The sequence below is a fragment of the Frankiales bacterium genome (genome assembly GCA_016125335.1).
In the GTDB taxonomy this organism is placed as follows: Bacteria; Actinomycetota; Actinomycetes; order S36-B12; family CAIYMF01; genus Longivirga.
Genome location: WGLY01000013.1, coordinates 1 through 25,615, shown reverse-complemented (window position 1 = coordinate 25,615; position 25,615 = coordinate 1). Strand labels below are relative to the sequence as shown.

The following is a 25,615-nucleotide window of genomic DNA, read 5'->3' as shown; positions in this document are numbered from 1 at the left end:
GGTCGGCGGTGCCCGGCAGCTCGGATCAGACCGCGGACTCCGACGCCGCGAGCTCCAGGTCGAGCTCGAGGTCGAGGTCGTCGGCCGCGACCTCGCGGCGGGTCCGCAGGACGATCGCGGACATCACGATCGTCACCACGAGCAGCAGGCTGGAGACGAGGAACGCGCGGTCGGTCCCGGCGATGAACGTGTCCGCGCCGGCGGTCGTTCCGGTGCCGGCGACGGCGTCGTAGACCGTGACCAGCACAGCGAGCCCGAGCGCCGAGCCCACCTGCTGCGTGACGTTGACGAGCCCTGACGCCGCACCCGCGTCCCGCGGCTCCACACCGCTGAGCGCGAGCGCCGTGAGCGGCACGAACGCCAGGCCGTTGCCCAGCCCCACCAGGACGAGCGGCCCGAGCACCGAGGCGTAGCCGCTCGCGGCGGACAGGTGGCTGATCCAGAGCAGCCCCAGGGCGGACGAGGTGAACCCGGCGACGAGCAGCGCGCGCTGCGGCACGCGCCCGGCCAGGCGCGCGCTGGTCTGCGAGGACAGGAACAGGCAGACCGTGAGCGGGAGGAAGGCCAGACCCGACGCGAACGGGCTGTAGCCCAGGACGTCCTGGAGGAACTGCGTCAGGAAGAAGAACATCCCGAACATCGCAGCCACCAGGAGCAGCCGGGCGACATAGGCGAAGAGCCGGTCGCGGTGCCGGAACAGGCGCAGCGGCGTGATGGGGGACTCGGCCCGACGCTCGACGACGACGAACCCGACGAGCAGTGCGGCTCCGAGCACCAGCGAGGAGACGGTGGTCGGGTCGGTCCACCCCTGGGTCCCCGCCTGGGTGAGCCCGTAGACCAGGCCGGCCATGCCGAGCGTGGACGTCATCGCACCCGCGAGGTCGAAGTGGCCGCGCACCCGCTCCGAGGAGGGGAGGGTGAGCGCCGCGACGGCCAGGAGAGCGATGCCGATCGGGGCGTTGACGAACATGACCCACCGCCACGACGCCCACTGCACGAGCATCCCGCCGGCCACGAGGCCGACGGCGCTGCCGCCGATGGACACGGCGGTGTAGTAGCCGATCGCACGGAGCCGCTCCCGACCCTCGGGGAACAGGGTGGTGAGCAGCGCGAGGGCGGCGGGGGCCGCGAACGCGGCGCCGGCACCCTGGGCGGCCCGCGCGGCGAGCAGGAGGCCGGACGACCCGGCGAGCCCGCCCGCGACCGAGCCCGCGGTGAACACGGCGATGCCGGCGAGGAACGTCGTACGCCGGCCCAGCAGGTCGCCGGCGCGAGCGCCGAGGAGGAGCAGGCCGCCGAAGACGAGGGCGTAGGCGCTGATGACCCACGACAGGCTCGACGTGCTGAAGCCCAGCGAGACCTGGATCTCGGGCAGGGCGACGTTCACGATCGTGGCATCGAGGACGACCATCAGCTGAGCGACGAGGATGACCGCCAGCAGCAGGCCGCGACGCTGCGGCACCCGCTGGGGCGCGAGGGAGGAGAGGTTCGACACGGGGGCTCCTCACGAGTAGCGTGTCCGGAGGAAACGGAAGGTTCCTCCGGAACAATACGGAGGGTTCCTCCGTTTCGTCAAGTCGTGATGCGGCACGCGGCTCGGGAGGGAGATGGACCAGGTGAACGACGCGACGGCCCGCCCCCTGCGCAAGGACGCGACACGCAACCGCGACCTGCTCCTGGACGCGGCGCAGAAGCTGTTCACCGCCCATGGGGTCGACTACCCGCTCGAGGACGTCGCCCGCGAGGCCGGCGTCGGGATCGGGACGCTGTACCGGCACTTCCCCACGCGCGGCGCGCTGATCGAAGCGGTCTACCGTCGAGAGGTGGCCGCGCTGTGCGACTCCGTCGACGGCCTGCTCGCCGCGCGACCGCCGGTCGACGCGCTCGACGCGTGGATGCACAACTTCGTGTCGTACGTCGCCACCAAGCGCGGCCTCTCGGCAGCGCTGCAGGACATGATGACGGCAGAGCCCGACCTGTTCACGGAGACTCGGCAGAACATCCGGCGCGCGGCCACCCGCGTGCTCGACGCGGCCGTCGCCGACGGGTCGATCCGGCCGGTGCTCGACGCCGACGATCTCACCCGGGCGATGGGCTCGATCTGCATGTCGGCCGACGACCCGGAGCACCCCGACCGCGCCGTACGACTGGTCTCCGTGCTCCTCGACGGACTGAGGACGCGCCCCCTCGACGCGCACTGACCGTTTGTGCGCGCGGCTGCGACGAGGGGGAGGCGACGGTGACCGACCGGCGTCCCGTGCAGCCCAGGGTCGGGCTGTGGGGCGCGGTCTCGATCGGCATCGGCGGGATGGTCGGCGGCGGGATCTTCGCCGTGCTCGGGCTCTCGGTGCTCGTGGCCGGGGGCGGTGCGCCCGTCGCGTTCCTGCTCGCCGGCGTCGTCGCCCTGCTCACGGCGCGCTCCTACGCCCGCCTCACCCGCGCCTACCCCAGCCGCGGCGGCACGGTGACGTTCGTGAACCGCAGCTTCGGTCCCGGGCTGTTCGCCGGCGGGGTGAACGTCCTGCTGTGGCTCAGCTACATCGTGATGCTCGCCCTCTACGCCGAGGCGTTCGGCAGCTACGCCGCCAGCTTCGTGCCCGAGCCGGGCCGCGGCCTGGCCCAGCACCTCTTCCTCAGCGCGATCGTCGTGCTCATCACGGCGCTGAACGCCGCCGGCGCCTCGACGGTGGCCCGGGCCGAGGGCGCGGTGGTCGCGGTGAAGCTCGCGATCCTCGTCCTGTTCGTCGTCGTGGGGTTCGCCGGCGTCTCGACGGCGCGCATCGCCCCCGACCAGTGGAGCCCGCCGCTGTCGCTCGTCGCGGGCGGCATGATCATCTTCCTCGCCTACGAGGGGTTCGAGCTCATCGCCAACGCGGCGGAGGACGTCGCCGACCCGGGTCGCACGCTCACCCGGGCGTACTACCTCTCGGTGGGCCTCGTGATCGTGCTCTACGTGCTGGTGGCGGTCGTGGCCGTCGGGTCGGTGCCGGTCGACCAGCTCGTCGACGCGCGCGACTACGCGCTGGCCGTGGCCGCGCGCCCCGCGCTGGGGTCGGCAGGCTTCGTCCTCATCGCCGTCGCCGCCCTGCTCTCGACGGCGTCCGCGATCAACGCGACGCTCTACGGCTCGGCCCGGCTCACCTACACGATCGCCACGTCGGGGGAGCTGCCCGCCGGGCTGGAGCGGCCCATCTGGAACCGGCCGCTGGAGGGGCTGCTCCTCACCGCCGCAGCCACCCTCGTGCTCGCGAACGTGCTGGACCTGCAGAGCATCTCCACGATGGGCAGCGCGGGGTTCCTCATCATCTTCGGCATCGTGAACCTCGCCGAGGCCCGCAGGTCGCGCACGGCGGGGTCCTCCGGTGCTGTCGCGATCGTCGCCGCGCTCGCCTGCGCCGCGGCACTCGCCGCGCTCATCGCGTACAGCACGCCGTCGGCCGTGGGGGTCCTCGTGCTCATGGTCGCGGTGTCGTTCGGCGCGGAGGCAGCCTTCCGGCGCCTGGGCCGCCCCGAGCCGTCGGTGCCCCTGCGCAGCGGCTCGGACTGAGACGCCGGCGCCCGACTCATGCGTGGAGCTGACGCTCTCCCATGCGTGGAGCTGAGGTCCCCTACTGGCCGCTGTTCCGGTGGCGTGTGGCTCTCGGTCTTGTCAGCGGCCAGCGGGGGCCCACGTCCACATCAGGTCCAGCATGAGTCTGGCGCCGACCCCTGCGGGGCCGGCGCCAGACTCATGCGTGGAGCTGAGGGGACTCGAACCCCTGACCCCCTCGATGCGAACGAGGTGCGCTACCAGCTGCGCTACAGCCCCTTGCGGTGGTGCCACAGGGTAGCAAGCGGTCCGTGGTCGCCCCAAACCGTGGCCGGACGACGCGGACCGGGGGCGGGGGCCGGGTCAGCCGGCGTGCGGGCGGCGGGGGAGGCGGACCCGGATCACGGTCCCGTGGTCCGAGGAGGTGATGGAGATGTCGCCTCCGTGACGTTCCACCACGATGCGACGCGCGATGTCGAGGCCGAGACCGGTGCCCTTGCCCACGTCCTTGGTCGTGAAGAACGCCTCGAAGGCACGCGCCGCGACGTCCGGAGGCATGCCGGGCCCGGTGTCGCCGACCTCCACGACGAGCCCGTCGCCGTCGGCCCGCGTCGTGAGGCGGAGCGTGCCGGAGCCGTCCATGGCGTCGATCGCGTTGTCGACCAGGTTCGTCCACACCTGGTTGAGCTCTCCGGGGTGCGCCTCGATCGTCGGGGTGTCGGCGGCGTACGCGCGCTCCACGGTGATCCCCTGTCGCAGCTTGTGGCCCAGCATCACGAGGGTCGACTCGAGCCCCTCGGTGACGTCGATCTCCTGGGTCGAGGCGCGGTCCATCTGGGAGTACGACTTCACCGCCGTCACCAGCTCGGAGATGCGCCGGGTCGACTCCTGCACGTCGTCGAGCAGGCTGCTCACCGACATCGTCGCGGACACCCACTCGAGGCCGGCCTGCAGCGCGTGCCCGGCGAGGACCTCGGCGGCCTTCTCGCACCACGCGACGTCCACCCCGGCTGCCGCGAGCGGAGGGGCGAGCAGCCACGAGCGGCCCACGTCGTGCGCGTCCAGCCAGTCGCCGAGCGCCTCCTCCGCGTCCGAGCGGGCCAGGGCGTCGACGGGGCCCGAGGGCGGCTCGACCTCGCGGCGCAGCTCGTCGAGGGCCCGGAAGTCGGCGGCGCTGATCCCGCCCAGGGCCAGGTTCCCCAGGGCCGAGAGCATCTCCTCGCTCGCGCCGCGCAGCCGGTCCACCGCCCGACCCGCCGCGGCAGCGGGGTTGTTGAGCTCGTGGGCCAGGCCGGCCGCCAGGGTGCCGAGGGTGACGAGGGCGTCGCGCCGGCGCGCGTCCTCCTCGATCGTGCGGGCGGTGCGGAACAGCCCGTCGATGAAGTGGCGCACCAGCGGCAGCTCGCCGAGCAGCCCGGCCAGCGCCGTCGCGGGCACGCGCAGCACGCGGCCCTCGCTCGACGCGCGGCCCGTCGCCAGGTAGACGCCGCCCTCGTCCCACGCGCGGAAGCCGCCCGCCCAGCGGCCCGGCACCGCGAAGCCGCCGACGACGACGTCCTCCCCGCCGACGCGGCGCAGGAGGTCGAGCGTGCCCTCCAGGTTGACCCACCACGAGTCGGCGGGGTCCCCGGCGCGGAACAGCACGTCGCCCGCGTGGGTGCGCACCTCCTCGCCCGCGGCGAGGAGCGCCTCCAGCTGGACGTCGGAGACGCCGTCGAAGAGCGCGAGCGCCCGCAGCTCCTCGACGCCGGCCATCAGCTGCCCGCCAGGTAGCGGTGGACGAGGTGGACCGCCATCGCACCCTCGCCGACGGCCGACGCGACCCGCTTCATGGAGTCGAGCCGGACGTCGCCGGCCGCGAACACGCCCGGGACGCTGGTCTCCAGCAGATACGGCGGTCGGTCCGCGAGCGGCCATGCGTCGGCGTGGTGCACCAGCAGGTCGGGACCGGTCACGACGAAGCCGTGGTCGTCGCGCACCACGGCGTCGCCCAGCCAGGCGGTCCGGGGTGCGGCGCCGATGAACACGAACAGCCACGACGTCTCGACCTCCTCCGTCGCACCGGTGTCGCGGTCGCGCAGGACGAGGCGCTGCAGGTGGCCGTCCCCCCGGGCCTGGGCGACCTCGGAGCGCAGGCGCACCTCGACGTTCGAGGTCGCGTGGATGCGGTCCACGAGGTACTGCGACATGCCGTCCTCGAGCCGTGGCCCCCGCACGATCATCACGACGCGGGCGGCGTGCTTCGCGAGGTTGAGCACGGCCTGGCCGGCCGAGTTGGCCGCCCCGACGACGTAGACGTCGTCGCCCGCGACCTGTCCCGCCTCGCTCGCGGTCGCGCCGTAGTACACGCCGCGTCCGGTGAGGGCCTCGAGCCCGTCGCCCTCGAGCATGCGGTAGGAGACGCCGGTGGCCACGACGACCGCGCGCGCCTCGACCTCGCCGGAGCCGTCGAAGGTGACGGCGTGCACGGGGCCGCGGCTCTCGAGCCCCGTCACCTCGCGGGCGAGGACCATCTCCGCGCCGAACCTCGTGACCTGCGCGACGGCGCGCTGGGTGAGGTCGGACCCGGACAGCCCCCGGGGGAAGCCCAGGTAGTTCTCGATGGCGGCGCTCGTGCCCGCCTGCCCGCCCGGGGCCTCCCGCTCGACCACGACCGTGCGCAGCCCCTCCGAGGCCGCGTACACGGCGGCGGCCAGGCCGGCGGGTCCGCCGCCGACGATGGCCAGGTCGTAGAGCGGCTGCAGCGCGCTCGTGCGCAGCCCGAGCGCCTCGGCCATCTCGCGCGTCGACGGGTTGCGCAGGGCCCCGCGGTCGGGCAGCAGCACCAGCGGCAGCTCCTCGACCGACGCCTGCGCGAGCTCGGCGAGCCGGGCCCCCTCGGGGTCGAGCTCGACGTCGTGCCAGCGGTAGGGGACGTGGTTGCGGGCGAGGAAGTTCTTCAGCTCGTGGCTGCGGTCGGACCAGCGGTGACCCACCACGCGAACGTCCACCGCCGCATCGGGGTTGCTGCGCGCCCAGTCCCCGAGCAGGTCGTCGAAGACGGGGTAGAGGAGCTCCTCGGGCGGGTGCCACGGCTTGAGCAGGTAGTAGTCGAGACCGATGTCGTTGATCGCCCGGATCGCCACGTCGGTGTCGGCGTACGCCGTCAGCAGGAGCAGCTTGGCGCCCGGCGCGTGGGTGCGGACCTCGGCGAGCAGCTCGATCCCGGTCATCTCGGGCATGCGCTGGTCCGAGGCGACGAGCGCGACGGTCCGCCCGCGCAGGGCGAGCTCGGCGAGCACCGAGAGCGCCTCCGCGCCGGACGAGGCGCTGACGAGCCGGTAGTCGGATCCGTAGCGTGCGCGGAGGTCGCGCGTGATGGCCGCGGCCACCTGCGGGTCGTCGTCGACGGTGAGGATCGTGGGCTTGGGCATGCGACCGCTTCTCGTCGAGCGGGAGACGGTGCGCCGGGTCGACGCACCGCCGGTGGCGCGACTGTAGCCGCGCACCACCGGCAAGGGGCGCGGTGGGTGAGGATGGCGGGGTGACCGGTCTGCACCTGCACGCCTCGGGCCCCGAGGACGGCGAGCCCGTGGTGCTCGTGCACGGCTCGTTCAGCACCGGCCCGGCCACCTTTCCGGCGCTGCGTCCCCTGCGCGACCGCTACCGGCTCCTCGTCGTCGACCGCCGTGGCTACGGCGGGTCGCCCGCCGCGGCGCCCGGCGTGGCCGGCTGGCCGGTCGACCGGGACGACGTCGCCGCGCTGCTCGAGGAGCTCGGCGGCGCGCACCTCGTCGGGCACTCCTACGGCGGCGTGGTGGCGCTGCTCGTGGCCGGCGCGCGGCCGGATCTCGTGCGCTCCCTGGTCGTCGTCGAGCCGCCGCTGTTCGCGATCAGCAGGCACCCGGAGGCGGTCGCGCTGACGGCGGCCCTCGACGACCTGCGCGCCCAGGGCGCGCACCTGGACATCCGCGAGTACACGACCCGGTTCTTCTGGACCCTCACGCGGACGCCCCGCGAGGACGTCGAGCGCTTCACCTCGGGCTGGTCGGACGCCGACTGGGCCGCGGCGGAGGCCAGCCGGCGCGAGGAGCCGCCCATGCGCGCGCCGGTCGACCTCGCCGCGCTGCGGGCGCTCACCGCGCCGCAGGTGGTCGCCACCGGTGGCTGGCCGGCCGAGCTGGCCGGGGAGGGGACGCGCTGCGGCGAGGCGTTCGCGGCCGTGGCCGACCAGGTGGCCGCCGGCACGGGAGCCGAGCGCGTCGTGTTCGAGCACTCCACCCACAGCCCGCAGCTGACCGAGCCCAAGGGCGTCGCCGCCCTGCTGCGCCGCACCTGGGAGGCCGCGGCGCGCTGAGCGGTCAGAGCACGTCGACCGAGATGGTGTGCAGCCCGCTGCTCGCCCCCGGGAACACCGGCCGCACCAGAGCCGACTGCACCGTCCCGTCGAGGTCGTGCATCCGCACCGCCAGGGTGTGCCGGCCGGCGGACGCCGACCAGGCGAACGACCAGAGCCGCCAGGTGTCCACGCCCATCGGGGCGGCCAGCCGGGCCGGCTGCCAGGGGCCGCCGTCCACGCTCACCTCGACCGACCCGACGCCGGTGTGCTGGTGCCAGGCGCGGCCGCCCACGGCGACCGTCCCGGCCCGCACCTGGTCGCCGTCGCGGGGCACGTCGATCCGTGAGGACGCCTCGATGCGGCCGTCGGTAGACCAGCCGCGGGCGAACCAGAACGGCACGTCGTCGTCGAGCGTCGTCAGCTTGATCTGCTCGAGCCACTTGGTCGCCGACACGTAGCCGTAGAGCCCCGGCACCACCATGCGCACGGGGAAGCCGTGGCGCACCGGCAGCGGCTCGCCGTTCATCGCGTACACGACCATGGCGTCGCGGCCGTCGTCGAGCACCGCGCGCGGGAAGCCGACGCTGAACCCGTCGACCGCGCGGCCGAGCACGAGGTCCGCGTCCGGGTGGACGCCCACCTTGGCCAGCAGGTCGGTGAGGCGCACCCCCTGCCACCGGGCGTTGCTCACGAGGTCGCCGCCCACCTCGTTGCTCACGCACGTCAGCGTCACGTAGCGCTCGATGCTGGGCATGGCCAGCAGGTCGTCGTAGGTGAGGGTGAGCGGGGTGTCGACCCGGCCGTCGATGGTGAGCGTCCACGACCCGACGTCGACCGTCGGCGGCGTCAGCGACACATCGATCTGGTAGAAGTCCGCGTTCGCGGTGACGGCCGGCGCGAGCCCCGGCACGTCGGGGGTGACGCCGGTGGGCAGCGCCGGCGCCGGGTGCGTGGGCGCGGGGATCCGCAGCGCCGTGCGAACCGCGTCGACGGCGGCGGCGCCGCTGCGCCGGGCGACCGTCACGACGCCGAGCCCCACCACGCTGGCGACGCCGATGAGCCCGGCCGCGCGCAGCACCGTGCGACGGTCCACCTGCGGGCCGGCGTCCGGCTCGCGGTCCGACCACGCCGGCGCGGGCACGAGCCGCATCCACGCGAGGGACGCCACGGTGGCGCCCACGGCCACCACGAGCCCGAGCGCCACCACGTCCTCGGTGATGCCGTCGAGGCCGACGAGCCAGCCCAGCGCGGCGCCGGCCGCGAAGAGCCAGGGCGCCCGGCCGGGGACGCGGGCGCACCAGCGGCCGATCAGCGCGCCGCCGCCCACCACCACGGCGACGATGCCGACGACGAGCAGCGGCTTGTCCAGCGTGCCCACCGCGCCGATCAACGCCTCGCGCGGCCCGTCGGGCATGGCGGAGATCACCCGGTCCGCCACGGCGGTCACGGGGCTGGGACGTCCCGGGAGCACGAGCCCGAACAGCTCCGCGGCCGCGAGGCCGGCCAGCGCCGCGACCGCGCCGGCGATCGTCGCCCTGCCGCGGCCGTCGGGGAGCTCACCAGTGGCCACGTCCGGATCGTACGTTCGCCCCGCTCGGCCGCATCCCGGCCGGCTCTTACGAACCCCTGACGGCGGGGCCCGCGGGAGCACCGCGACCTGCCGCGCGGCCTAACCTCGTGCCATGGCCCGCGTGCTCGTCGTCGACGACGACCCCACCGTGGCCGAGGTGGTCCTCGGCTACCTGCGCCGCGACGGCTTCGAGGCGGCCCACGCGGCCGACGGGCTCTCGGCGCTGGCGATCGCGGCGGCCGCCCCGCCGGACCTCGTGGTCCTCGACCTCATGCTGCCCGGCATCGACGGGCTCGAGGTGTGCCGTCGGCTGCGCGCGGTCGACCCGGGGCTCCCGGTGGTGATGCTCACGGCGCGCGGCGAGGAGGAGGACCGCATCGCCGGCCTCGAGGTCGGGGCCGACGACTACGTCGTCAAGCCGTTCAGCCCGCGCGAGCTCGCCCTGCGCGTGCGCTCCGTGCTGCGCCGCAGCGAGCCGCAGCCGGCCGCCGGGGGCGCCGCGCCGGTGCTCGTCGACGGCGACCTGCGCCTGGACACCGTGGCGCGCAGCGCCCGGCTCGGCGACGCGGAGCTCGCGCTGACGACCCGCGAGTTCGACCTGCTGGCCCACCTCATGGCCCGCCCGGGGCGGGCCCTGCGCCGCGACGAGCTGATGCGGGAGGTGTGGGGCTGGGAGTTCGGCGACCAGTCAACCGTCACCGTCCACGTGCGCCGCCTGCGGGAGAAGGTCGAGGCCGACCCCGCCTCGCCCGTGCGGCTGGTCACCGTGTGGGGCGTGGGCTACCGGTGGGACCCGGCGCCAGCCTCGCCCGGCGAGGCGCTGGTGCAGACCTACGGCGACCCGGCGTCCTGAGCCCCACCGCCCCGTGCGACCTGTGATAGTCGGGACGTGAGCATGGACTGGTCGCTCGCCTTCCAGGCGGCGCTCGCCGCCGCCGTGGTCGGCGTCCTCGGCGCGCTGGTCGTCACGGTGGTGGGACGCCGCTCGCCGGCGGTGGCGGCGCTGCTCACCCCGGTGACGGTGGTGCTCGCCGTGACCGCCGGCGTGGTCGCGGGGGCGCGGACGATGGCGCTCGAGGGCTCCGATCTCCAGGTGGTCTGGACCGTGCTGGTGGCCACCGTGCCCGTGGTGCTCGCCGTCGGGCTCCTTCTGGCCCGGCGCACGAGCACCCTCCAGCGCGACGCCGAGCGCGCGGCCATGGAGCGCCGGCGCGACGCCGAGGTCGAGGCGCGCAGGCGCGAGATGGTGGCCTGGGTCTCGCACGACCTGCGCACGCCGCTGGCCGGGATCCGGGCCATGGCCGAGGCCCTCGAGGACGACGTCGCCGCCGACCCCGCCGCCTACCACCGCCGCATCCGCGAGGAGGTGGACCGTCTCGCCGCGATGGTCGACGACCTGCTGGCGGTGTCCCGGCTGCAGGCCGGCCAGCTCTCCCTCGAGCTCGAGGAGGTGCGTCTGCGCGACCTCGTGTCCGACACGCTGGCGAGCACGGCGGTGCTCGCCGAGCGCCGCGGTGTGCGGCTCACCGGCGCCTGCCCCGAGGACGTCACGGCGTACGTCGACGAGTCCGGCCTCACCCGCGCGCTCACCAACCTCGTCGTCAACGCGGTGCGCTACACGCCGCCCGACGGCGCGGTCCACGTCGAGGCGGCGGCCACGGCGTCGGGCACCACGGTGCGGGTCACCGACGGGTGCGGCGGCATCCCGGCGGAGGACCTGCCGCGGGTGTTCGAGGCGGGCTGGCGGGGCACGGCCGCGCGCACTCCCGGCGCGGAGTCGGGCGCGGGGCTCGGGCTCGCGGTCGTGCGAGGCCTCGTCGACGCGCTCGGCGGCACGGTGTCCGTGTCGAACGAGGGCCCGGGCTGCACCTTCTCGATCACGCTCCCCGCGCGCGCCCCTTCCGGTGCGTGAGGGCGCGGTCGGCGCTCAGACCCAGGTGGGGAACCACATCCGGATGCTCCAGCTGTGGTACGGGATCACGCCCGCGGACCACACCGGGTAGAAGAAGCCGGACAGCGCGACCGCGAAGAGCAGGAAGGTGCCGACGACGGCCGCGCCCACGGTGCGGCGACGGGGCGAGGCGTCGGCCTTGCCCAGCAGCGCACCCAGAGTGAGCGCGAGCGTCATGCAGACGAACGGCACGAAGGCCACCACGTAGAACGTGAAGATCGTGCGGTTCTGGAAGGCCAGCCACGGGATCCAGCCGGCGAGCACGGCGAGGACGACGGCGCCCGCGCGCCAGTCGCGCACCGAGACCCACCGCCACGCCTGGTGGACCAGCGCGGCTGTGCCGCCCCACCACACCAGCGGGTTGCCCAGCGCGAGGACCTCCGTGGAGCACTTGGCGACGGTGCACCCGTCCTGGCCGAGGTCGCGCGTCTCGTAGTAGAAGCTCGTCGGCCGCGTCTGCAGCATCCAGCTCCACGCGTTGCTCTGGTAGGCGTGCGGCGAGGTCTCGACGGTCAGGTGCACGTGGAAGTTGAGCATCTCCGCGTGGTAGTGCCACAGCGACCGGAACGCGTCGGGTACCCATCCGAAGCCCGGTTCCGCCGGATGGCTGGCCGCCCACAGGCGGTCGTAGCCGCCGTCGGTGACGAACCATCCGGTCCACGTCACGAGGTAGACCACGAACGCCGTGCCGGCCATGGCGACGGCTCCCAGCAGGCCCTCGAGGATGGCGCCGGTCCAGGCCTGCGCGGTGCGCACGCCGATGACGCGGCGCATCCCGATGTCCCAGAACACGGTCATGAGCCCGAAGGCGAGCAGGAACCAGACGCCGGACCACTTCACCCCGCAGGCGAGGCCGAGCGCGACGCCGGCGGCCCACCGCCACGGACGCAGCCCGGTGAACGGCCCGATCCCCGCGCCGAGCCGGCGCAGGGCTGCGCGGTCGTCGGGGTAGAGCCGCACGACGTCGGCGAGCCGGCGTCTGGTGCGGTCGCGGTCCATGAGCACGCAGCCGAAGGCGACCACGGCCCAGAACATGAGGGAGTTGTCGAGCAGCCCGGTGCGCGACAGCACGATGCCGATGCCGTCGATGGCGAGCAGGAGGCCGGCGATCGCACCGATGAGGGTGGAGCGGGTGAGGCGGCGCGTGATGCGGATGGTGAGCAGGATGGCCAGCGTGCCGAGCAGCGCGACCATGAAGCGCCAGCCGAACGGGTTGAGCCCGAAGACGTACTCGCCGATGCCGATCGTCCACTTGCCCACCGGCGGGTGCACCACGAACTCGGGCGTGGTCTTGAAGACGTCCAGGGTGCGCCAGTCGTGGCCGTCGCTGGCCAGGATGACGTCGTTGGCTTTGTCGACGAACTCCCGCTCGTAGCCCCAGCGCAGCAGCGAGAACGAGTCCTTCATGTAGTAGGTCTCGTCGAACACGACCGCGTGCGGGCTCGCGAGGTCCCAGAACCGCAGGATGCCGCCGAACACGGTGATCCCGATCGTCACCAGCCAGGAGGTCCCGCGATCGGCGGGCATCGGGCGGTACAGCCTGTCGGCGAGCTCGGACTCGCGGGGGCCGCCCCGGGGCACGGCCGCGTGCGGGCGGTGCTCGAGGGTCGCCGTCACCCGGACAGCATACGGACGTGGCAGGCTGGCGCCGTGGTCGCCCGCGGGAGTGCGAAGCCGCGCGTCGGCGGCGTCCTCGTCCTCGCCGGGACGCCCATCGGCGACCCCTCCGACGCCTCGCCGCGCCTGCGCGAGGAGCTCGCCGCGGCCGACGTCGTGGCGGCTGAGGACACCCGGCGCGCACGTCGTCTCGCCCACGACCTCGGTGTGTCGATCGGTGGCCGGATCGTGTCGTACTACGACGCCGTCGAGCGCGACCGCCTGCCCGAGATCCTGCGCGCCCTCGCCGACGGCGAGCGGGTCGTCCTCGTCACCGACGCCGGCATGCCCAGCGTGAGCGACCCCGGCTACCGCCTCGTCGCGGCCGCGGTCGCCGAGGGCTACGCCGTGACCGCGGTGCCCGGGCCGAGCGCGGTGCTGACGGCGCTCGCCCTCTCCGGGCTGCCGGTGGACCGGTTCGCGTTCGAGGGGTTCCCGCCGCGCAAGGCGGGCGAGCGCGCCCGGACCCTCGCGGCCCTGGCGTCCGACCCGCGCACGCTCGTGTTCTTCGAGGCGCCGCACCGCATCGCCGCCACGCTGGAGGCGATGGCCGAGGCCTTCGGCGCGCAGCGCCGGGCGGCCGTGTGCCGCGAGCTGACCAAGACCTACGAGGAGGTGCGCCGGGGCCCGCTGGCCGAGCTGGCCGCCTGGGCCGCCGAAGGCGTGCGCGGCGAGATCACCGTGGTCGTCGAGGGCGCGCCGGCCGGCTCGATGCCGGCGCCGACGACGGAGGGCGGCGACCCGCGCAAGGCGGCCCTCGCGGCCGTGGCGGCGGCGTACGGCCTCGACCGCAAGGCCGTCTACGACGCCGTGGTCGCCGCGAAGCGGGCCACCCGCGGCGAGACCGGCGAGGGCGGCGCATAACGGCGTCGGGGCGTGCACCCGGCCGCCCCTAGGATTGACGCGTGTCCGACGCCAAGGCCTTCTACGTCACCACGCCGATCTACTACGTCAACGACGCGCCCCACATCGGGCACGCGTACACGACGACGGCCGGTGACGTCCTCACCCGCTGGCACCGTCAGCGCGGTGAGCGCGTCTGGTACCTCACCGGTGTCGACGAGCACGGCACGAAGGTGCAGCGGGCGGCCGACGCCGCCGGCGTGACGCCGCAGGAGTGGGTGGACCGCCTCGTGGAGGAGGCCTGGCTCCCCGTGCTGCGCACCGTCGACGCGGCCAACGACGACTTCATCCGCACCACGTCGGACCGGCACCGCGTGCGCGTGCAGCGGTTCTGGGAGCACGTCCGCGAGGCGGGCTACGTCTACTCCGCCCCGTACGAGGGCCCCTACTGCGTCGCGTGCGAGGAGTTCAAGCTGCCCGGCGACCTCGTCGACGGCACGGGCGAGCACGAGGGCGTCAAGGTCTGCGCCATCCACGGCCGCCCGGTCGAGCAGCTGCGCGAGAACAACTGGTTCTTCCGGCTCTCCGCCTTCCAGGACCTCCTCCTCGAGCACTACCAGGCGCACCCCGAGGCCGTGCAGCCCCAGTCGGCGTACAACGAGGTCGTCTCCTTCATCAAGCAAGGGCTCACGGACATCTCGATGTCGCGATCCTCGGTGTCGTGGGGCATCCCGCTTCCGTGGGACGAGGACCAGGTCGTCTACGTGTGGTTCGACGCGCTGCTCAACTACGCGACGGCCGTCGGCTACGGCGACGAGGCCGGCACGCCGGGCGCGCTCCAGTTCCTGTCCACCTGGCCGGCCGACGTGCACCTGGTGGGCAAGGACATCCTGCGGTTCCACGCCGTCTACTGGCCCGCGATGCTGCTCGCCGCCGGGCTGCCCCTGCCGCGCCAGGTGTTCGCCCACGGCTGGCTGCTCGTCGGCGGCGAGAAGATGAGCAAGACCAAGCTCACCGGCATCGCGCCGTCCCAGATCGTCGACCACTTCGGGTCCGACGCGTTCCGCTACTACTTCCTGCGCTCGATCCAGTTCGGCTCGGACGGATCGTTCTCCTGGGAGGACATGAGCGCGCGCTACACCTCCGAGCTCGCCAACGGGCTGGGCAACCTCGCCTCCCGGGCGGCCGCGATGGTCGGCCGGTACTTCGACGGGTCGCTGCCCGCGCCCGGCGAGTACGCGGAGCCCGAGCTCGCGCTCCAGCGCCACCTCGAGGGCACGGTGGCCGCGGCCGACGAGGCCATGCTCCGGCTGGACTTCTCGACGGGCATCGGCGCGGTGAAGTCGTTCGTCGACGCCGTGAACCTCTACGTCACCGAGCAGGAGCCCTGGGTGCTGGCCAAGGACCCGGCGCACGCCGGCCGGCTCGCCACCGTGCTCTACACGGTGTGCGAGTGCCTGCGGGCCGTCGCGGTGCTCCACCACGCCGTGATGCCGCTGGCCACCGAGTCGCTGTGGGAGCAGCTCGGCGCGCGCGAGGGCCTCGGCGCGCTCGGCGAGCAGCTCGTCACCGACGCCGCCCGCTGGGGCCAGCTGCCGGTGGGCTCGACCGTCACCAAGGGCGCGGCCCTGTTCCCGCGCCTGGAGGAGCCGGCCGAGTGACCGGCACCTCCCGATGAGCCCCGACGAGCCGGTGCGCACCCGCGCGGCCGTGCAGGAGTCCGGCCACTCGCGCAACCGCGAGCGTCCGCCGCTGCCCGAGCCGCTGCGCACGCCCACGACCGACACGCACTGCCATCTCGACATCCACGACGGCGACGACGGAGCCGAGTGGCTCGACCTCGACGCCGCGATCGCGCGGGCCTCGGAGGCCGGTGTCACCCGGATCGTGCAGGTGGGCTGCGACCTGCCCAGCGCCCGGTGGTCCGTCGAGGCGCTCGAGGGGCGTCCCCCGCTCGTGGCGACCGTGGCGCTGCACCCCAACGAGGCGCCGCGCATCCTCGAGCGCGAGGGCCGGGCCGCGCTGGAGTCGGCGTACGACGAGATCGCAGCGCTGGCCGAGCACCCGCGGGTGCGCGGCATCGGCGAGACCGGCCTGGACCACTTCCGAACGGGCGTGGAGGGGCGCGAGGTGCAGGAGGAGTCGTTCCGCCGGCACATCGCCCTGGCCAAGCGGCTCGGCAAGGCGCTGACCATCCACGACCGCGACGCGCACGACGACGTCATCCGCGTGCTCGAGGACGAGGGCCCGCCGGAGCGCGTGGTCTTCCACTGCTACTCCGGCGACGCCGCGATGGCCAGGTACTGCACGGCGCGGGGCTGGTACCTCTCGTTCGCGGGCACGGTCACGTTCAAGAACGCGGCGGCGCTGCGGGAGTCCGTGCTCGCGGCGCCGCTCGACCGGCTGCTGGTGGAGACCGACGCGCCCTACCTGACGCCCACGCCCTACCGCGGGCGCCCGAACGCGTCGTACCTCGTGCCGCTCACCGTGCGCGTGATGGCCGAGAGCGCCGGGGTCGACGAGGACACCATGGCGCGCGCCCTCGCGGACAACGCCCAGCGGGTGTTCGGCCCCTGGTGAGGGCTCAGGGGGCCAGCGCGGCGGCGAGCACCGCGCGCGCGGCCGCCTCGTCGCCGACGATCCGCAGGGCATCTGCGTCCGCCCGGTGCCACAGCGCGTGCAGCACGTCGTACGCCGAGCCCTCGACGCCGGCGACCGGGTCGGACCCCGGCGTCAGCCCGTCGCCGGACACCACCCACGAGCCGCCCGTGTCGGTGAGCGTCACGGCCACCGCGAGCTCCACCGGCGGCGTGCGCCCGAGCCGCACCTGGCGCGGGAAGAAGACCGTCACCACCTCGTCGACGCCGTCCGCGGCCAGCTCCGGATCCATCGGCGCGTCGCGCCCCGCGGCACGGCGCAGGTCGCCGAGATGCACCGCGGTCTCGTGCGCCTGCCGGCGCACCCAGAACGAGGCGACCCGCGGCTTGGGGCCGAAGTGCCACACCGGCGTCGAGGGATCCGTGGTGCGCAGCGTCTCGAGCAGCTCGGCCGATCCGGCGCGGCACCACGCCACCAGCCCGTCTCGGTCCGAGGGGCCGACCGGCTCCTCGCCCGGGGCAGCGGTCACGACCGCGGTGCGCGCCCAGCGGTGCACCCCGCTCAGGTGCAGCGCCAGGTCGGTCACCGTCCACCCGGGGCAGTGCGGCACGGGTGCGGCGAGGTCGGCCTCGGCGAGCAGGTCCGCGAAGGCCGCCGAGTCGCGTTCGAGCGAGGTCAGGTACGCGTCGCGGTCCAGCACGCGCCGATCGTGGCACAGCGGGTCTCCGGCCCGGCCGGCGATGCGCGAGAGTGTGCCCATGCCGCCTCGGACCCCGCCCGCCGCCGGGTGCGCGCCGTGAGCGCCGACGGGCTCCTTGGCGCGGCCGAGGTGCGCGAGCTCGCCGACCGGCTGGGCGTGCGCCCCACCAAGCAGCGCGGCCAGAACTTCGTGATCGACGGCAACACCGTGCGGCGCATCGTGCGGGCGGCCGAGCTGCGCGAGGACGACGTCGTGGTGGAGGTGGGGCCGGGCCTCGGGTCGCTGACCCTGGCGCTGCTGCCGGAGGTGCGCCGCGTGGTGGCCGTGGAGGTCGACGACGTCCTCGCGCAGGCCCTGCCGGAGACCGTCGCCGAGCGGCGCCCCGACCTCGCCGACCGCCTGGCCGTGGTGCACGCGGACGCGCTGACCGTGCGGGCGCTGCCCGGCGACCCGCCGACCGCGCTCGTGGCCAACCTGCCGTACAACGTGTCGGTGCCGGTGATCCTGACCCTGCTCGAGGCCTTCCCGAGCATCCGGCGCGTGCTGGTGATGGTGCAGCTCGAGGTGGCCGACCGGCTCGCCGCGGCGCCCGGGTCGAAGGTCTACGGCGTCCCCAGCGTGAAGGCCCGGTGGTACGGCGAGGTCGCCCGGGTCGGGGTCGTGGGGCGCACGGTGTTCTGGCCGGCGCCCAACGTCGACAGCAGTCTGGTGTCCCTCACGCGCACCGCGCCGCCGGCCACGACGGCCACGCGCGAGGAGGTGTTCGCCGTGGTCGACGCCGCGTTCGCCCAGCGGCGCAAGACGCTGCGGGCCGCGCTCGCCTCGTGGGCGGGCTCGCCGGTGCGTGCCGAGCAGGTCCTGGTGCGCGCCGGCGTGGACCCCACTGCTCGCGGCGAGCAGCTCACCGTCGCGGAGTTCGCGCGCATCGCGGCGGCGCGCGACGTCGAGCCCGTCTGAGCGCCGGTCCCGGCTCGGGCGGTGACCCGGCAGGTGTCCGCATAGGGTCGGAGGGTGCTCTCGTCCGTCACCGTCCGCGCCCCCGCGAAGGTCAACCTCGCGCTCGGCGTGGGTCCCGCGCGCGAGGACGGCTACCACGGCCTGGCCACGGTGTTCCACGCCGTGGGCCTCTACGACGACCTCGTGGCGACTCCCCTGAGCCCCGGGTCCGGCGTGCAGATCGTGGTGGAGGGCGAGGGTGCCGACCAGGTGCCGCTCGACGGCAGCAACCTCGCCGTGCGCGCCGTGGAGGCGCTCACCGGGCTCGGCGGAGGCCGCGACCTCTCGGTGGTGATCCGCAAGGGCATCCCGGTGGCCGGGGGCATGGCGGGTGGCAGCGCCGACGCCGCGGCCGCCCTGGTCGCGGTCGACGCGCTGTTCGAGCTCGGGCTCGGCCGCGAGGTGCTGCACGACGTCGCGGCCACGCTGGGCAGCGACGTCCCCTTCGCCCTGCACGGGGGCACGGCCATCGGCGCGGACCGCGGCGACCGGCTCACCACCGCGCTGGTGCGCGGCAGCTACCACTGGGTGTTCGTGCTCGCCGAGCAGGGCCTGCCGACCCCGCAGGTGTACCAGGAGTTCGACCGGCTGCACGCGGGGCGGCCGGTGCCGGAGCCGGAGGTGCCCGACGCGCTCATGGCCGCGCTGCGGGCCGGCGACGCCGAGGCGCTCGGCCGTGCGCTGCACAACGACCTCCAGGGCGCCGCTGTGTCGCTGCGCCCCCACCTCGCCCAGGTGCTGAGCATGGGCGAGGAGTACGGCGCGCTCGGCGGTGTGGTGTCGGGCAGCGGCCCGACGGTCGCGCTGCTGGCCCGCGACGACGAGCACGCGGTCGACCTCGCCGTCGCCTTCACCGCCACGGGCATGTGCCGCACGGTGAAGCGGGCGGTCGGCCCGGTGGCCGGCGCCCGGGTCGTCGACCAGCGGACCGCGCCCTGATGCCGGTCACGCACGTCGCGCTCGAGGACGTCGTCACCGCTCTCGGCACGCGCACGCTGCTCGACCACGTGACGGCCGGTGTCACCGAGGGCGCGCGGATCGGGGTGGTGGGGCGCAACGGCGGCGGCAAGTCGACCCTCGTGAACGTGCTGACCGGTCGCCGGCCGGTCGACTCCGGCCGCGTGGTCACGGCCGGCGGCCTGCGGATCGGGCTGCTCCCGCAGGGCGACGACCTCGACCCCGCCGCGACGCTGCGCGCCGTGGTGGTGGGCGAGCGGGCCGAGCACGAGTGGGCCGGCGACGCCCGCGTTCGCGACGTCCTCGCCGGCCTGCTCGGCGGCGTGGACGCGCCCGCCTACCGCGAGGGGCTGGCCACCGTGGTGGGCACGATGTCCGGCGGTGAGCGCCGCCGGGCCGCGCTCGCCGCCCTGCTGGTGGACGACCCGGACCTGCTCGTGCTCGACGAGCCGACCAACCACCTCGACGTCGAGGCGGTGGCCTGGCTGGCCGCGCACCTCGTGCCGCGGCGCGGCTCGCTGGTCGCGGTGACCCACGACCGCTGGTTCCTCGACGCCGTCGCCACGGAGACCTGGGAGGTCGTCGACGGGCGGGTCGAGCGCTACGACGGCGGCTACGCGGCCTACGTGCTGGCCAAGGCCGAGCGGGCGCGCCAGGCCCGGGCGAGCGAGGAGCGGCGGCAGAACCTGCTGCGCAAGGAGCTCGCGTGGCTGCGGCGGGGCGCCCCGGCCCGCACGAGCAAGCCGCGCTTCCGCGTCGAGGCGGCCAACGCGCTCATCGCGGACGAGCCGCCGCCGCGCGACCGGCTGGCCCTCGAGCGCTTCGCCACGGCACGGCTGGGCCGCCAGGTCTACGACCTCGAGGACCTCACGCTCGCGCCCGCACCGGGCGCGCAGCCGGTGCTGGTCGACCAGACCTGGCGCCTCGGCCCCGGCGACCGGGTGGGCCTGCTCGGCCCCAACGGGGCCGGCAAGACGACCGTGCTGCGGCTGCTCGACGCCGCCCACGACGGCGTGCTCGACACGGCCGCCGCGCCCGACGTGCGCGCGGGGCTCGTGCGCGTGGGCACGACCGTGCACGTGGCGCACCTGTCGCAGGACGTCGCCGCCGTCGACCCGGAGCAGCGGGTGCTGCCGGCACTCCAGCAGGAAGCGCACTACGTGGACCTGGGCCGTGGCCGGACGCTGACCGCCCAGCAGCTGCTCGAGAGCTTCGGGTTCACCGGCGACCGGCTCGCCACCCGGCTCGGCGACCTGTCCGGCGGCGAGCGGCGCCGGCTCCAGCTGCTGCGCCTGCTCGTCGGCGGCCCCAACGTGCTGCTCCTCGACGAGCCGACCAACGACCTCGACGTCGAGATGCTCACCGTGCTCGAGGACCTGCTCGACACCTGGCCGGGCACGCTGGTCGTGGTCAGCCACGACCGCTACTTCCTCGAGCGCACCACCGACACGCTCTACGCGCTGCTCGGCGACGGCACGATCCGCCACCTGCCCGGCGGCGTCGAGGAGTACCTCGACCGACGGCGCGAGCCGCGCCCCACCGCCCGCGCGAGCGCGGCGGCCGGCGGCACGGCGTCGCCGGGGCCGGCACCCGTCGAGCAGAGCCGGCCGGCACCCGCGAGCCTCTCGGGCGGGGAGGCGCGGGCGGTGCGCAAGGAGCTCACCCGCATCGAGCGGCGCACCGACCGGCTGCGCGACGAGGAGGCGCGGCTGCACGACGCCCTGGCCGCCGCCTCGACCGACCACGAGCGGGTGCTCGCGCTCGACGCCGAGCTGCGCGCGGTGCTCGCCGAGCGCGAGCAGCTCGAGGAGGAGTGGCTCGATCTCGCCGCGCGGCTCGAGTGACCACCCGGCTGCGTGGCGGGCCTGACCTGGGGAGTTAGCCTGAGCCGTGCTGGAGACGCAGGAGACCGACGTCCTCGTGGTCGGCGGCTCCGCCGCCGGGCTCGCCACCGCGCGAGCGCTGCAGCAGGCCGGGCTGCGCTTCGAGATCCTCGAGGCCACCGACGCCGTCGCGATGCCCTGGCGCCACCACTACGACCGGCTCCACCTGCACACCCCCCGCTCGAGCTCGGGGCTGCCGGGAATGCCGATGCCGCGCGACTACCCGCGCTACCCCTCGCGCGACCAGGTGGTCGCCTACCTCGAGGCCTACGCCGAGCGCTTCGGGCTGCGGCCGCGCTTCGGCCGGCGCGTGACGCGCCTGGATCGCGCCGACGGACGATGGGTGGCCGACGTGGCCGGCGGCGAGCGCTGGACCGCCCGGCACGTGGTGGTCGCGACCGGCGCGGCCCGGCGTCCCGTGCGCCCGTCGTGGCCGGGCATGTCGGAGTACGAGGGTGACCTGCTGCACTCCAGCGAGTACCGCAACGGCGACCCGTGGGCCGGCCGCGACGTGCTGGTGGTCGGCTTCGGCAACTCCGCGTGCGAGCTGGCCATCGACCTCGTCGAGCGCGGCGCCCGTCCCCACCTCTCGGTGCGCGCGCCGGTCAACGTCATCCCGCGCGACATGCTCGGGGTGGTGCCGGTGCTCCAGCTCGGCATCGCCATGCGCCACGTGCCGACAGGACTCGCGGACGCGCTCGCGGCACCGCTGGTGCGGCTCACCGTCGGCGACATCACCGCGACCGGGCTGCGCAAGCTGCCCTACGGGCCCAACACGCAGATCCGCCGCGACCGGCACATCCCGCTGCTCGACATCGGCACGATGGCGCACATCCGTGCGGGGCGCATCGAGGTGCACGGCGACATCGAGCGCTTCACCCATGCCGGCGTCGTGCTCGACGACGGCACCTGGCTCGAGGTCGCGGCCGTCGTGCTCGCCACCGGCTACGAGCCGGGGCTCGCGGACTTCCTGCCCGAGTGGCGCGCCGTCTGCGACGAGTCCGGACGCCCGCGGGTGTCCGGCGGGGCGACCGCCCTGCCCGGCCTCTACTTCTGCGGGCAGTTCGTGTCCCCCGCGGGGATGCTGCGCGAGATCGGGCTGGAGTCGCAGCGCATCGCGGCGGCGATCACCGGCACCTGAGCGGACTGCCGACGCGGTCGCGGCGGGGGCCGCTACCCCGCGTTGTCGAACGGCACGGTGAGCCGGCGCAGCAGGTCGGCGAGCCGGTCGCGGTCCGAGGCGGACAGCGAGGCCAGGATCGCCCGCTCGTGCGCGAGCAGGTCGGTCAGCGCGTCGTCGACCCGCGTGCGGCCGGCGTCCGTGAGCACCACCTGCACGCCGCGCCCGTCGTTCGGGTCCGGCACGCGCTCCACGAGCCCCTTGGCGGCCAGCCGATCGATGCGGTTGGTCATCGTGCCGCTGGTGACGAGGGTGACCTGGAGCAGGCGGCCGGGGGAGAGGGCGTAGGGCGCCCCGGCCCGGCGCAGCGCGGCGAGGACGTCGAACTCCCAGGGCTCGAGGTCGTGGGTGTCGAAGGCCTCGCGGCGGGCCAGGTCGAGGTGGCGGGCGAGGCGGCTCACCCGGGAGAGCACCTCGAGGGGAGCCACGTCGAGGTCGGGCCGTTCCCGGCGCCAGGCGTCGACGAGCACGTCCACCTCGTCGGCGCGCTCCCGCTGCATGCGCCCAGGGTACCCGTGGTCTCTCGACGTCGAGATACCTCGGGCGGCGGCCGGTGCCTCAGCCGAGCCGATCGGTGACCAGGCGGGGCTTCTTCTCCAGGCCGACGATCCCGTTCCAGGCGAGGTTGACCACGTGCGCCACGACCTCGTCCTTCTTCGGCTTGCGGACGTCGAGCCACCACTGGCCGGTGAGCGCGACCATGCCGACGAGCATGTTGGCGTACATTGGCGCGAACTTGGACGGGAAGCCCTTGCGGTCGAACTCCTTGGCCAGGCGTGCCTCGACCTGGCCGGCGACGTCGCGCAGCAGCGAGGCGAAGTTGCCGGTGTTCTGCGCCACGGGGCTGTCGCGCACGAGCACGCGGAAGCCGTCGCTGCGGCCCTCGATGTAGTCGAAGAGGGCGCGGGCGGCCTGCTCGAGCAGCGCGCGGGGGTTGTCGGCGGTGAGCGAGTCGGTGACCATGCCGAGCAGCGTGTTCATCTCGCGGTCGACGATGACGGCGTAGAGCCCGTCCTTGCTGCCGAAGTGCTCGTAGACCACCGGCTTCGACACGCCGGCCTTCGAGGCGATCTCCTCGATGGTCACCGCCTCGAAGCCCTTCTCGGCGAAGAGCTTGCGGCCCACGTCGACGAGCTGCTCGCGCCGCTCCCGTCCGCTCATCCGGACGCGCTCGGGCCGTGCTCGGTCGGTGCGCGCGCGACGGGCCGGCTCGATCGCCGGCTCGACGTCCACGGGCACGGGGGTCTCGTCGGTCACGGGGTCATGATGCCGCGCCGCCGGGTCGTGGCGTGGCCGGGTCGGCCGGGCTTCACCGGACCTTGCGCGACAGGCGCGTGCTCTCGGGGTCGACCATGCGGGCCCGCAGGCGCTCGGCGCGCGGCCAGCGGACGTCCTGCGCCCAGCCGCGGCGCTCGAACAGCTCGATCATCCGGGCGCTGGTGTCGACCTGGCCGTGCAGGACGCCGTGCCGGGCCGAGGTGGGGTCGGAGTGGTGCATGTTGTGCCAGGACTCGCCGCCGGAGAACAGCGCGAGCCAGGCCACGTTGCCCGAGCGGTCGCGGGTCTTGAACGGGTGCTTGCCCCAGAGGTGGCACACCGAGTTGATCGACCAGGTCACGTGGTGCACGAGGCCGACGCGGACGATCGAGGCCCAGAAGAGCGCCGTCACGGCGCCGTGCCACGACCAGGTGACCAGGCCGCCGATGACGGCCGGCGCCAGGAGGGAGACGGCGACCCACAGCGGGAACAGGCGCGAGACCCGGACGAGGTCCTTGTCCTTGAGCAGGTCCGGGGCGTAGCGCTGCATCGGGGTCTGCTCGACGTCGAACAGCCAGCCGGTGTGCGCGTAGAAGAAGCCCTTGATCAGGCCGCGGGTGGACTCGCCGTAGGCCCAGGGGGAGTGCGGGTCGCCCTCGGCGTCGCTGAACGCGTGGTGCTTGCGGTGGTCGGCCACCCAGCGGGCGACCGGGCCCTCGATGGCCAGGCTGCCGGCGATGGCCAGCGCGATCTTCAGCGGCCGGTTCGGCTTGAAGGAGCCGTGCGTGAAGGCCCGGTGGAAGCCGATCGTGATGCCGTGCGCGGCGACCGCGTACATGACGACGCCGATCACGACGTCGCTCCAGCCCAGCCCCCAGCCCCACGCGAACGGGACGGCGAGGAGCACCGCGAGCAGGGGCACCGCGACGAAGAGCCCGACGGTGAGGCGCTCGGCGAGGGTCTGCCGGTCCGAGCCGGTGAACATCGGGGCGCTGCCGTCCTCGCGCGCGGCGGCGTACGAGTGACCCGTGAGGGACTGCTCCTCCGCGAGCTCGTCGGCGGTCAGGTCGAGCTCGGGCGTCGCGGTCATCGCACTCCTCGGGCGGTTCGGCTTACGGTTACGCAACCGTAGGTTCTGGTGCTACGGCACCGTAACCTACGCTCGGGTAACCGTGTCAAGCGCGACGCCCGGCCAGCGGGTCACGGCTCGGTCAGGAGCTGCGCCGAGCGGGCTGCGGTGCCGCCTCGGCCGCGCCGCGCCGCGCCGTCCGGCCCGGACGTGCCCGCCGCCGCGCTCCCGCGGGATCGCTCGGCCGGCGTCGTGGGTCGCCCGGGTGCCGGCGCCGCGCGCCTACCCTGGGCACGTACGGTCCCGGGTTGCTCTGCTGGCAGGGGCGACCGCACTTTGAATGCGGGTACGACGCAGGTTCGATTCCTGCCCCGGGAGCCAGGCCGCAGCCAGACACGCCCGGTGGCCGCCTCGGGGGCGATGGGTCGGTCGGGCCCACGACGCAGGACGAGAGCCGTCGCTTGATCGGGCCGGCGGGTCAGAACGGCGGGTGATCCGGAGGGTCGGCGCCGCCGTCACCGGGCTCGTCGTCGACACAGCGCTCGGGGCCGGGGTCCTCGGTTCCGGGACGCCCGGGGCCGGGGCATGAGAGGCCGACGTCGTCTTCCTCGGCCACGGGTCGCCCGGGTGGCCGGCGGCGTGGCGGTGGTTCGAGGACCGGCTGGGCGGGGATGCGAATGCGTTGTCGCCAGCGGGTGACCCAGGTGCCCGACCCGTCCGGGGTGCTGTCCTCGATGGTGGCGTGTCCTGCTGTCTTGACCTGGTGGCAGCGGGAGCAGAGCCCGCCGCAGTTGGCGGTGTCGCTGGATCCCTCGGGGTACGGGAGGGCGTGGTCCATCTGCTGGGCGTGGCGGGTGCAACCGGGTCGCCGGCAGATGGGGTCGCGGTGCAGCACGTGCTCACGCAGCGCGGCCGGCAGGTACTGGCGGGTCCCGTAGTCCAGCAGGTGCCCGTCCACCGGGTCCACGACCAGACGCCGCCACCAGTCGGCGACCGCGGCGACCTCACGGGCGATGGGTGCGGGGATCGGCGTGCCGTTCAGGAGAGCGAGGCCGTCGCGCTCGCCGCGCAGGGTGTCGAGGTCCATCACGACGTGCAGCTCGGTCTG

General features: G+C 74.5%; 22 protein-coding genes and 2 tRNA genes. 13 read left to right on the top strand and 11 right to left on the bottom strand.

Going from position 1 to position 25,615, the window contains the following annotated elements; all coding sequences use genetic code 11:
* Positions 1-25 precede the first annotated feature (25 nt).
* Positions 26-1,411 carry a DHA2 family efflux MFS transporter permease subunit gene (locus GC157_07360; GenBank protein ID MBI1377282.1) on the bottom strand — a complete coding sequence of 462 codons (1,386 nt, stop codon included), beginning with the start codon at positions 1,409-1,411 and terminating at the stop codon, positions 26-28.
* Between the two features lie 196 nt (positions 1,412-1,607).
* Here GC157_07360 and GC157_07355 point away from each other — a divergent pair, with 196 nt between their 5' ends.
* Entirely contained in the window at positions 1,608-2,201 is a 594-nt protein-coding gene (locus GC157_07355; GenBank protein ID MBI1377281.1) for a TetR family transcriptional regulator, read from the top strand.
* Positions 2,202-2,308: 107 nt separating this feature from the next.
* Positions 2,309-3,547, top strand: coding sequence for an amino acid permease (locus GC157_07350; GenBank protein MBI1377280.1), 1,239 nt, complete (start codon positions 2,309-2,311; stop codon positions 3,545-3,547).
* Between the two features lie 188 nt (positions 3,548-3,735).
* On the opposite strand, the gene GC157_07345 is transcribed toward GC157_07350, so the two are convergent.
* The 3 genes from GC157_07345 to GC157_07335 form a co-directional block, all read right to left on the bottom strand.
* Positions 3,736-3,808, bottom strand: a tRNA-Ala gene (locus GC157_07345).
* An 84-nt stretch (positions 3,809-3,892) separates the two neighbouring features.
* A complete protein-coding gene (locus GC157_07340; protein MBI1377279.1) occupies positions 3,893-5,284 on the bottom strand; it encodes a cyclic nucleotide-binding domain-containing protein in 1,392 nt (463 codons plus the stop codon).
* Complete coding sequence (locus GC157_07335) at positions 5,284-6,942, bottom strand: response regulator (protein ID MBI1377278.1); 1,659 nt, start codon at positions 6,940-6,942, stop codon at positions 5,284-5,286. Before GC157_07335 ends, GC157_07340 begins: the two co-directional genes overlap by 1 nt.
* 92 nt (positions 6,943-7,034) lie before the next feature.
* Between GC157_07335 and GC157_07330 the strand changes: the two genes are divergently transcribed.
* A complete protein-coding gene (locus GC157_07330) occupies positions 7,035-7,865 on the top strand; it encodes an alpha/beta fold hydrolase (protein ID MBI1377277.1) in 831 nt (276 codons plus the stop codon).
* Positions 7,866-7,869: 4 nt separating this feature from the next.
* Here the strand turns inward: GC157_07330 and GC157_07325 are convergent, their stop codons facing one another.
* The gene (locus GC157_07325; GenBank protein MBI1377276.1) at positions 7,870-9,417 is read right to left on the bottom strand and encodes a molybdopterin-dependent oxidoreductase; all 1,548 of its coding nucleotides are present in this window, start codon (positions 9,415-9,417) and stop codon (positions 7,870-7,872) included.
* Between the two features lie 112 nt (positions 9,418-9,529).
* Here GC157_07325 and GC157_07320 point away from each other — a divergent pair, with 112 nt between their 5' ends.
* Positions 9,530-10,270 (top strand): response regulator, encoded by a 741-nt coding sequence (locus tag GC157_07320; protein ID MBI1377275.1) that lies wholly within the window; start codon positions 9,530-9,532, stop codon positions 10,268-10,270.
* Between the two features lie 42 nt (positions 10,271-10,312).
* Positions 10,313-11,329, top strand: coding sequence for a sensor histidine kinase (locus GC157_07315; GenBank protein ID MBI1377274.1), 1,017 nt, complete (start codon positions 10,313-10,315; stop codon positions 11,327-11,329).
* A 15-nt stretch (positions 11,330-11,344) separates the two neighbouring features.
* Here the strand turns inward: GC157_07315 and GC157_07310 are convergent, their stop codons facing one another.
* The gene (locus tag GC157_07310) at positions 11,345-12,985 is read right to left on the bottom strand and encodes a phospholipid carrier-dependent glycosyltransferase (GenBank protein MBI1377273.1); all 1,641 of its coding nucleotides are present in this window, start codon (positions 12,983-12,985) and stop codon (positions 11,345-11,347) included.
* Positions 12,986-12,994: 9 nt separating this feature from the next.
* On the opposite strand from GC157_07310, the gene rsmI reads away from it, so the two are divergent.
* The 3 genes from rsmI to GC157_07295 are packed head-to-tail and all read left to right on the top strand — an operon-like array spanning position 12,995 to position 16,447.
* Positions 12,995-13,888, top strand: a complete 894-nt coding sequence (gene rsmI / locus GC157_07305; protein ID MBI1377272.1) for a 16S rRNA (cytidine(1402)-2'-O)-methyltransferase — start codon at positions 12,995-12,997, stop codon at positions 13,886-13,888.
* Positions 13,889-13,929: 41 nt separating this feature from the next.
* Positions 13,930-15,528 carry a methionine--tRNA ligase gene (locus GC157_07300; GenBank protein ID MBI1377271.1) on the top strand — a complete coding sequence of 533 codons (1,599 nt, stop codon included), beginning with the start codon at positions 13,930-13,932 and terminating at the stop codon, positions 15,526-15,528.
* A gap of 13 nt (positions 15,529-15,541) precedes the next feature.
* On the top strand, positions 15,542-16,447 hold the full coding sequence (locus GC157_07295; GenBank protein MBI1377270.1) for a YchF/TatD family DNA exonuclease: 906 nt from the start codon (positions 15,542-15,544) through the stop codon (positions 16,445-16,447).
* 4 nt (positions 16,448-16,451) lie between these two features.
* On the opposite strand, the gene GC157_07290 is transcribed toward GC157_07295, so the two are convergent.
* Positions 16,452-17,225 carry a maleylpyruvate isomerase family mycothiol-dependent enzyme gene (locus tag GC157_07290; protein ID MBI1377269.1) on the bottom strand — a complete coding sequence of 258 codons (774 nt, stop codon included), beginning with the start codon at positions 17,223-17,225 and terminating at the stop codon, positions 16,452-16,454.
* Positions 17,226-17,252: 27 nt separating this feature from the next.
* On the opposite strand from GC157_07290, the gene rsmA reads away from it, so the two are divergent.
* From rsmA to GC157_07270, 4 genes are read left to right on the top strand one after another with little or no spacing between them, the layout of a single operon-like run.
* Complete coding sequence (rsmA, locus tag GC157_07285; GenBank protein MBI1377268.1) at positions 17,253-18,122, top strand: 16S rRNA (adenine(1518)-N(6)/adenine(1519)-N(6))-dimethyltransferase RsmA; 870 nt, start codon at positions 17,253-17,255, stop codon at positions 18,120-18,122.
* Positions 18,123-18,176: 54 nt separating this feature from the next.
* Positions 18,177-19,100, top strand: coding sequence for a 4-(cytidine 5'-diphospho)-2-C-methyl-D-erythritol kinase (locus GC157_07280; GenBank protein ID MBI1377267.1), 924 nt, complete (start codon positions 18,177-18,179; stop codon positions 19,098-19,100).
* Entirely contained in the window at positions 19,100-20,962 is a 1,863-nt protein-coding gene (locus tag GC157_07275) for an ATP-binding cassette domain-containing protein (GenBank protein ID MBI1377266.1), read from the top strand. Before GC157_07280 ends, GC157_07275 begins: the two co-directional genes overlap by 1 nt.
* A gap of 46 nt (positions 20,963-21,008) precedes the next feature.
* A complete protein-coding gene (locus GC157_07270) occupies positions 21,009-22,142 on the top strand; it encodes a SidA/IucD/PvdA family monooxygenase (GenBank protein ID MBI1377265.1) in 1,134 nt (377 codons plus the stop codon).
* Positions 22,143-22,174: 32 nt separating this feature from the next.
* Here GC157_07270 and GC157_07265 read toward each other — a convergent pair whose 3' ends face one another.
* From GC157_07265 to GC157_07255, 3 genes are all read right to left on the bottom strand, one after another.
* Positions 22,175-22,681, bottom strand: a complete 507-nt coding sequence (locus tag GC157_07265) for a MarR family transcriptional regulator (protein MBI1377264.1) — start codon at positions 22,679-22,681, stop codon at positions 22,175-22,177.
* A gap of 58 nt (positions 22,682-22,739) precedes the next feature.
* Positions 22,740-23,342 (bottom strand): TetR family transcriptional regulator, encoded by a 603-nt coding sequence (locus GC157_07260; protein ID MBI1377263.1) that lies wholly within the window; start codon positions 23,340-23,342, stop codon positions 22,740-22,742.
* Between the two features lie 148 nt (positions 23,343-23,490).
* Positions 23,491-24,528 (bottom strand): acyl-CoA desaturase, encoded by a 1,038-nt coding sequence (locus GC157_07255; GenBank protein ID MBI1377262.1) that lies wholly within the window; start codon positions 24,526-24,528, stop codon positions 23,491-23,493.
* A gap of 280 nt (positions 24,529-24,808) precedes the next feature.
* Between GC157_07255 and GC157_07250 the strand changes: the two genes are divergently transcribed.
* Positions 24,809-24,888 (top strand) — tRNA-Gln (locus GC157_07250).
* A 97-nt stretch (positions 24,889-24,985) separates the two neighbouring features.
* On the opposite strand, the gene GC157_07245 is transcribed toward GC157_07250, so the two are convergent.
* Positions 24,986-25,615, bottom strand: a 630-nt coding sequence (locus tag GC157_07245; protein MBI1377261.1) for a hypothetical protein, incomplete at its 5' end; no start/stop codon positions are given.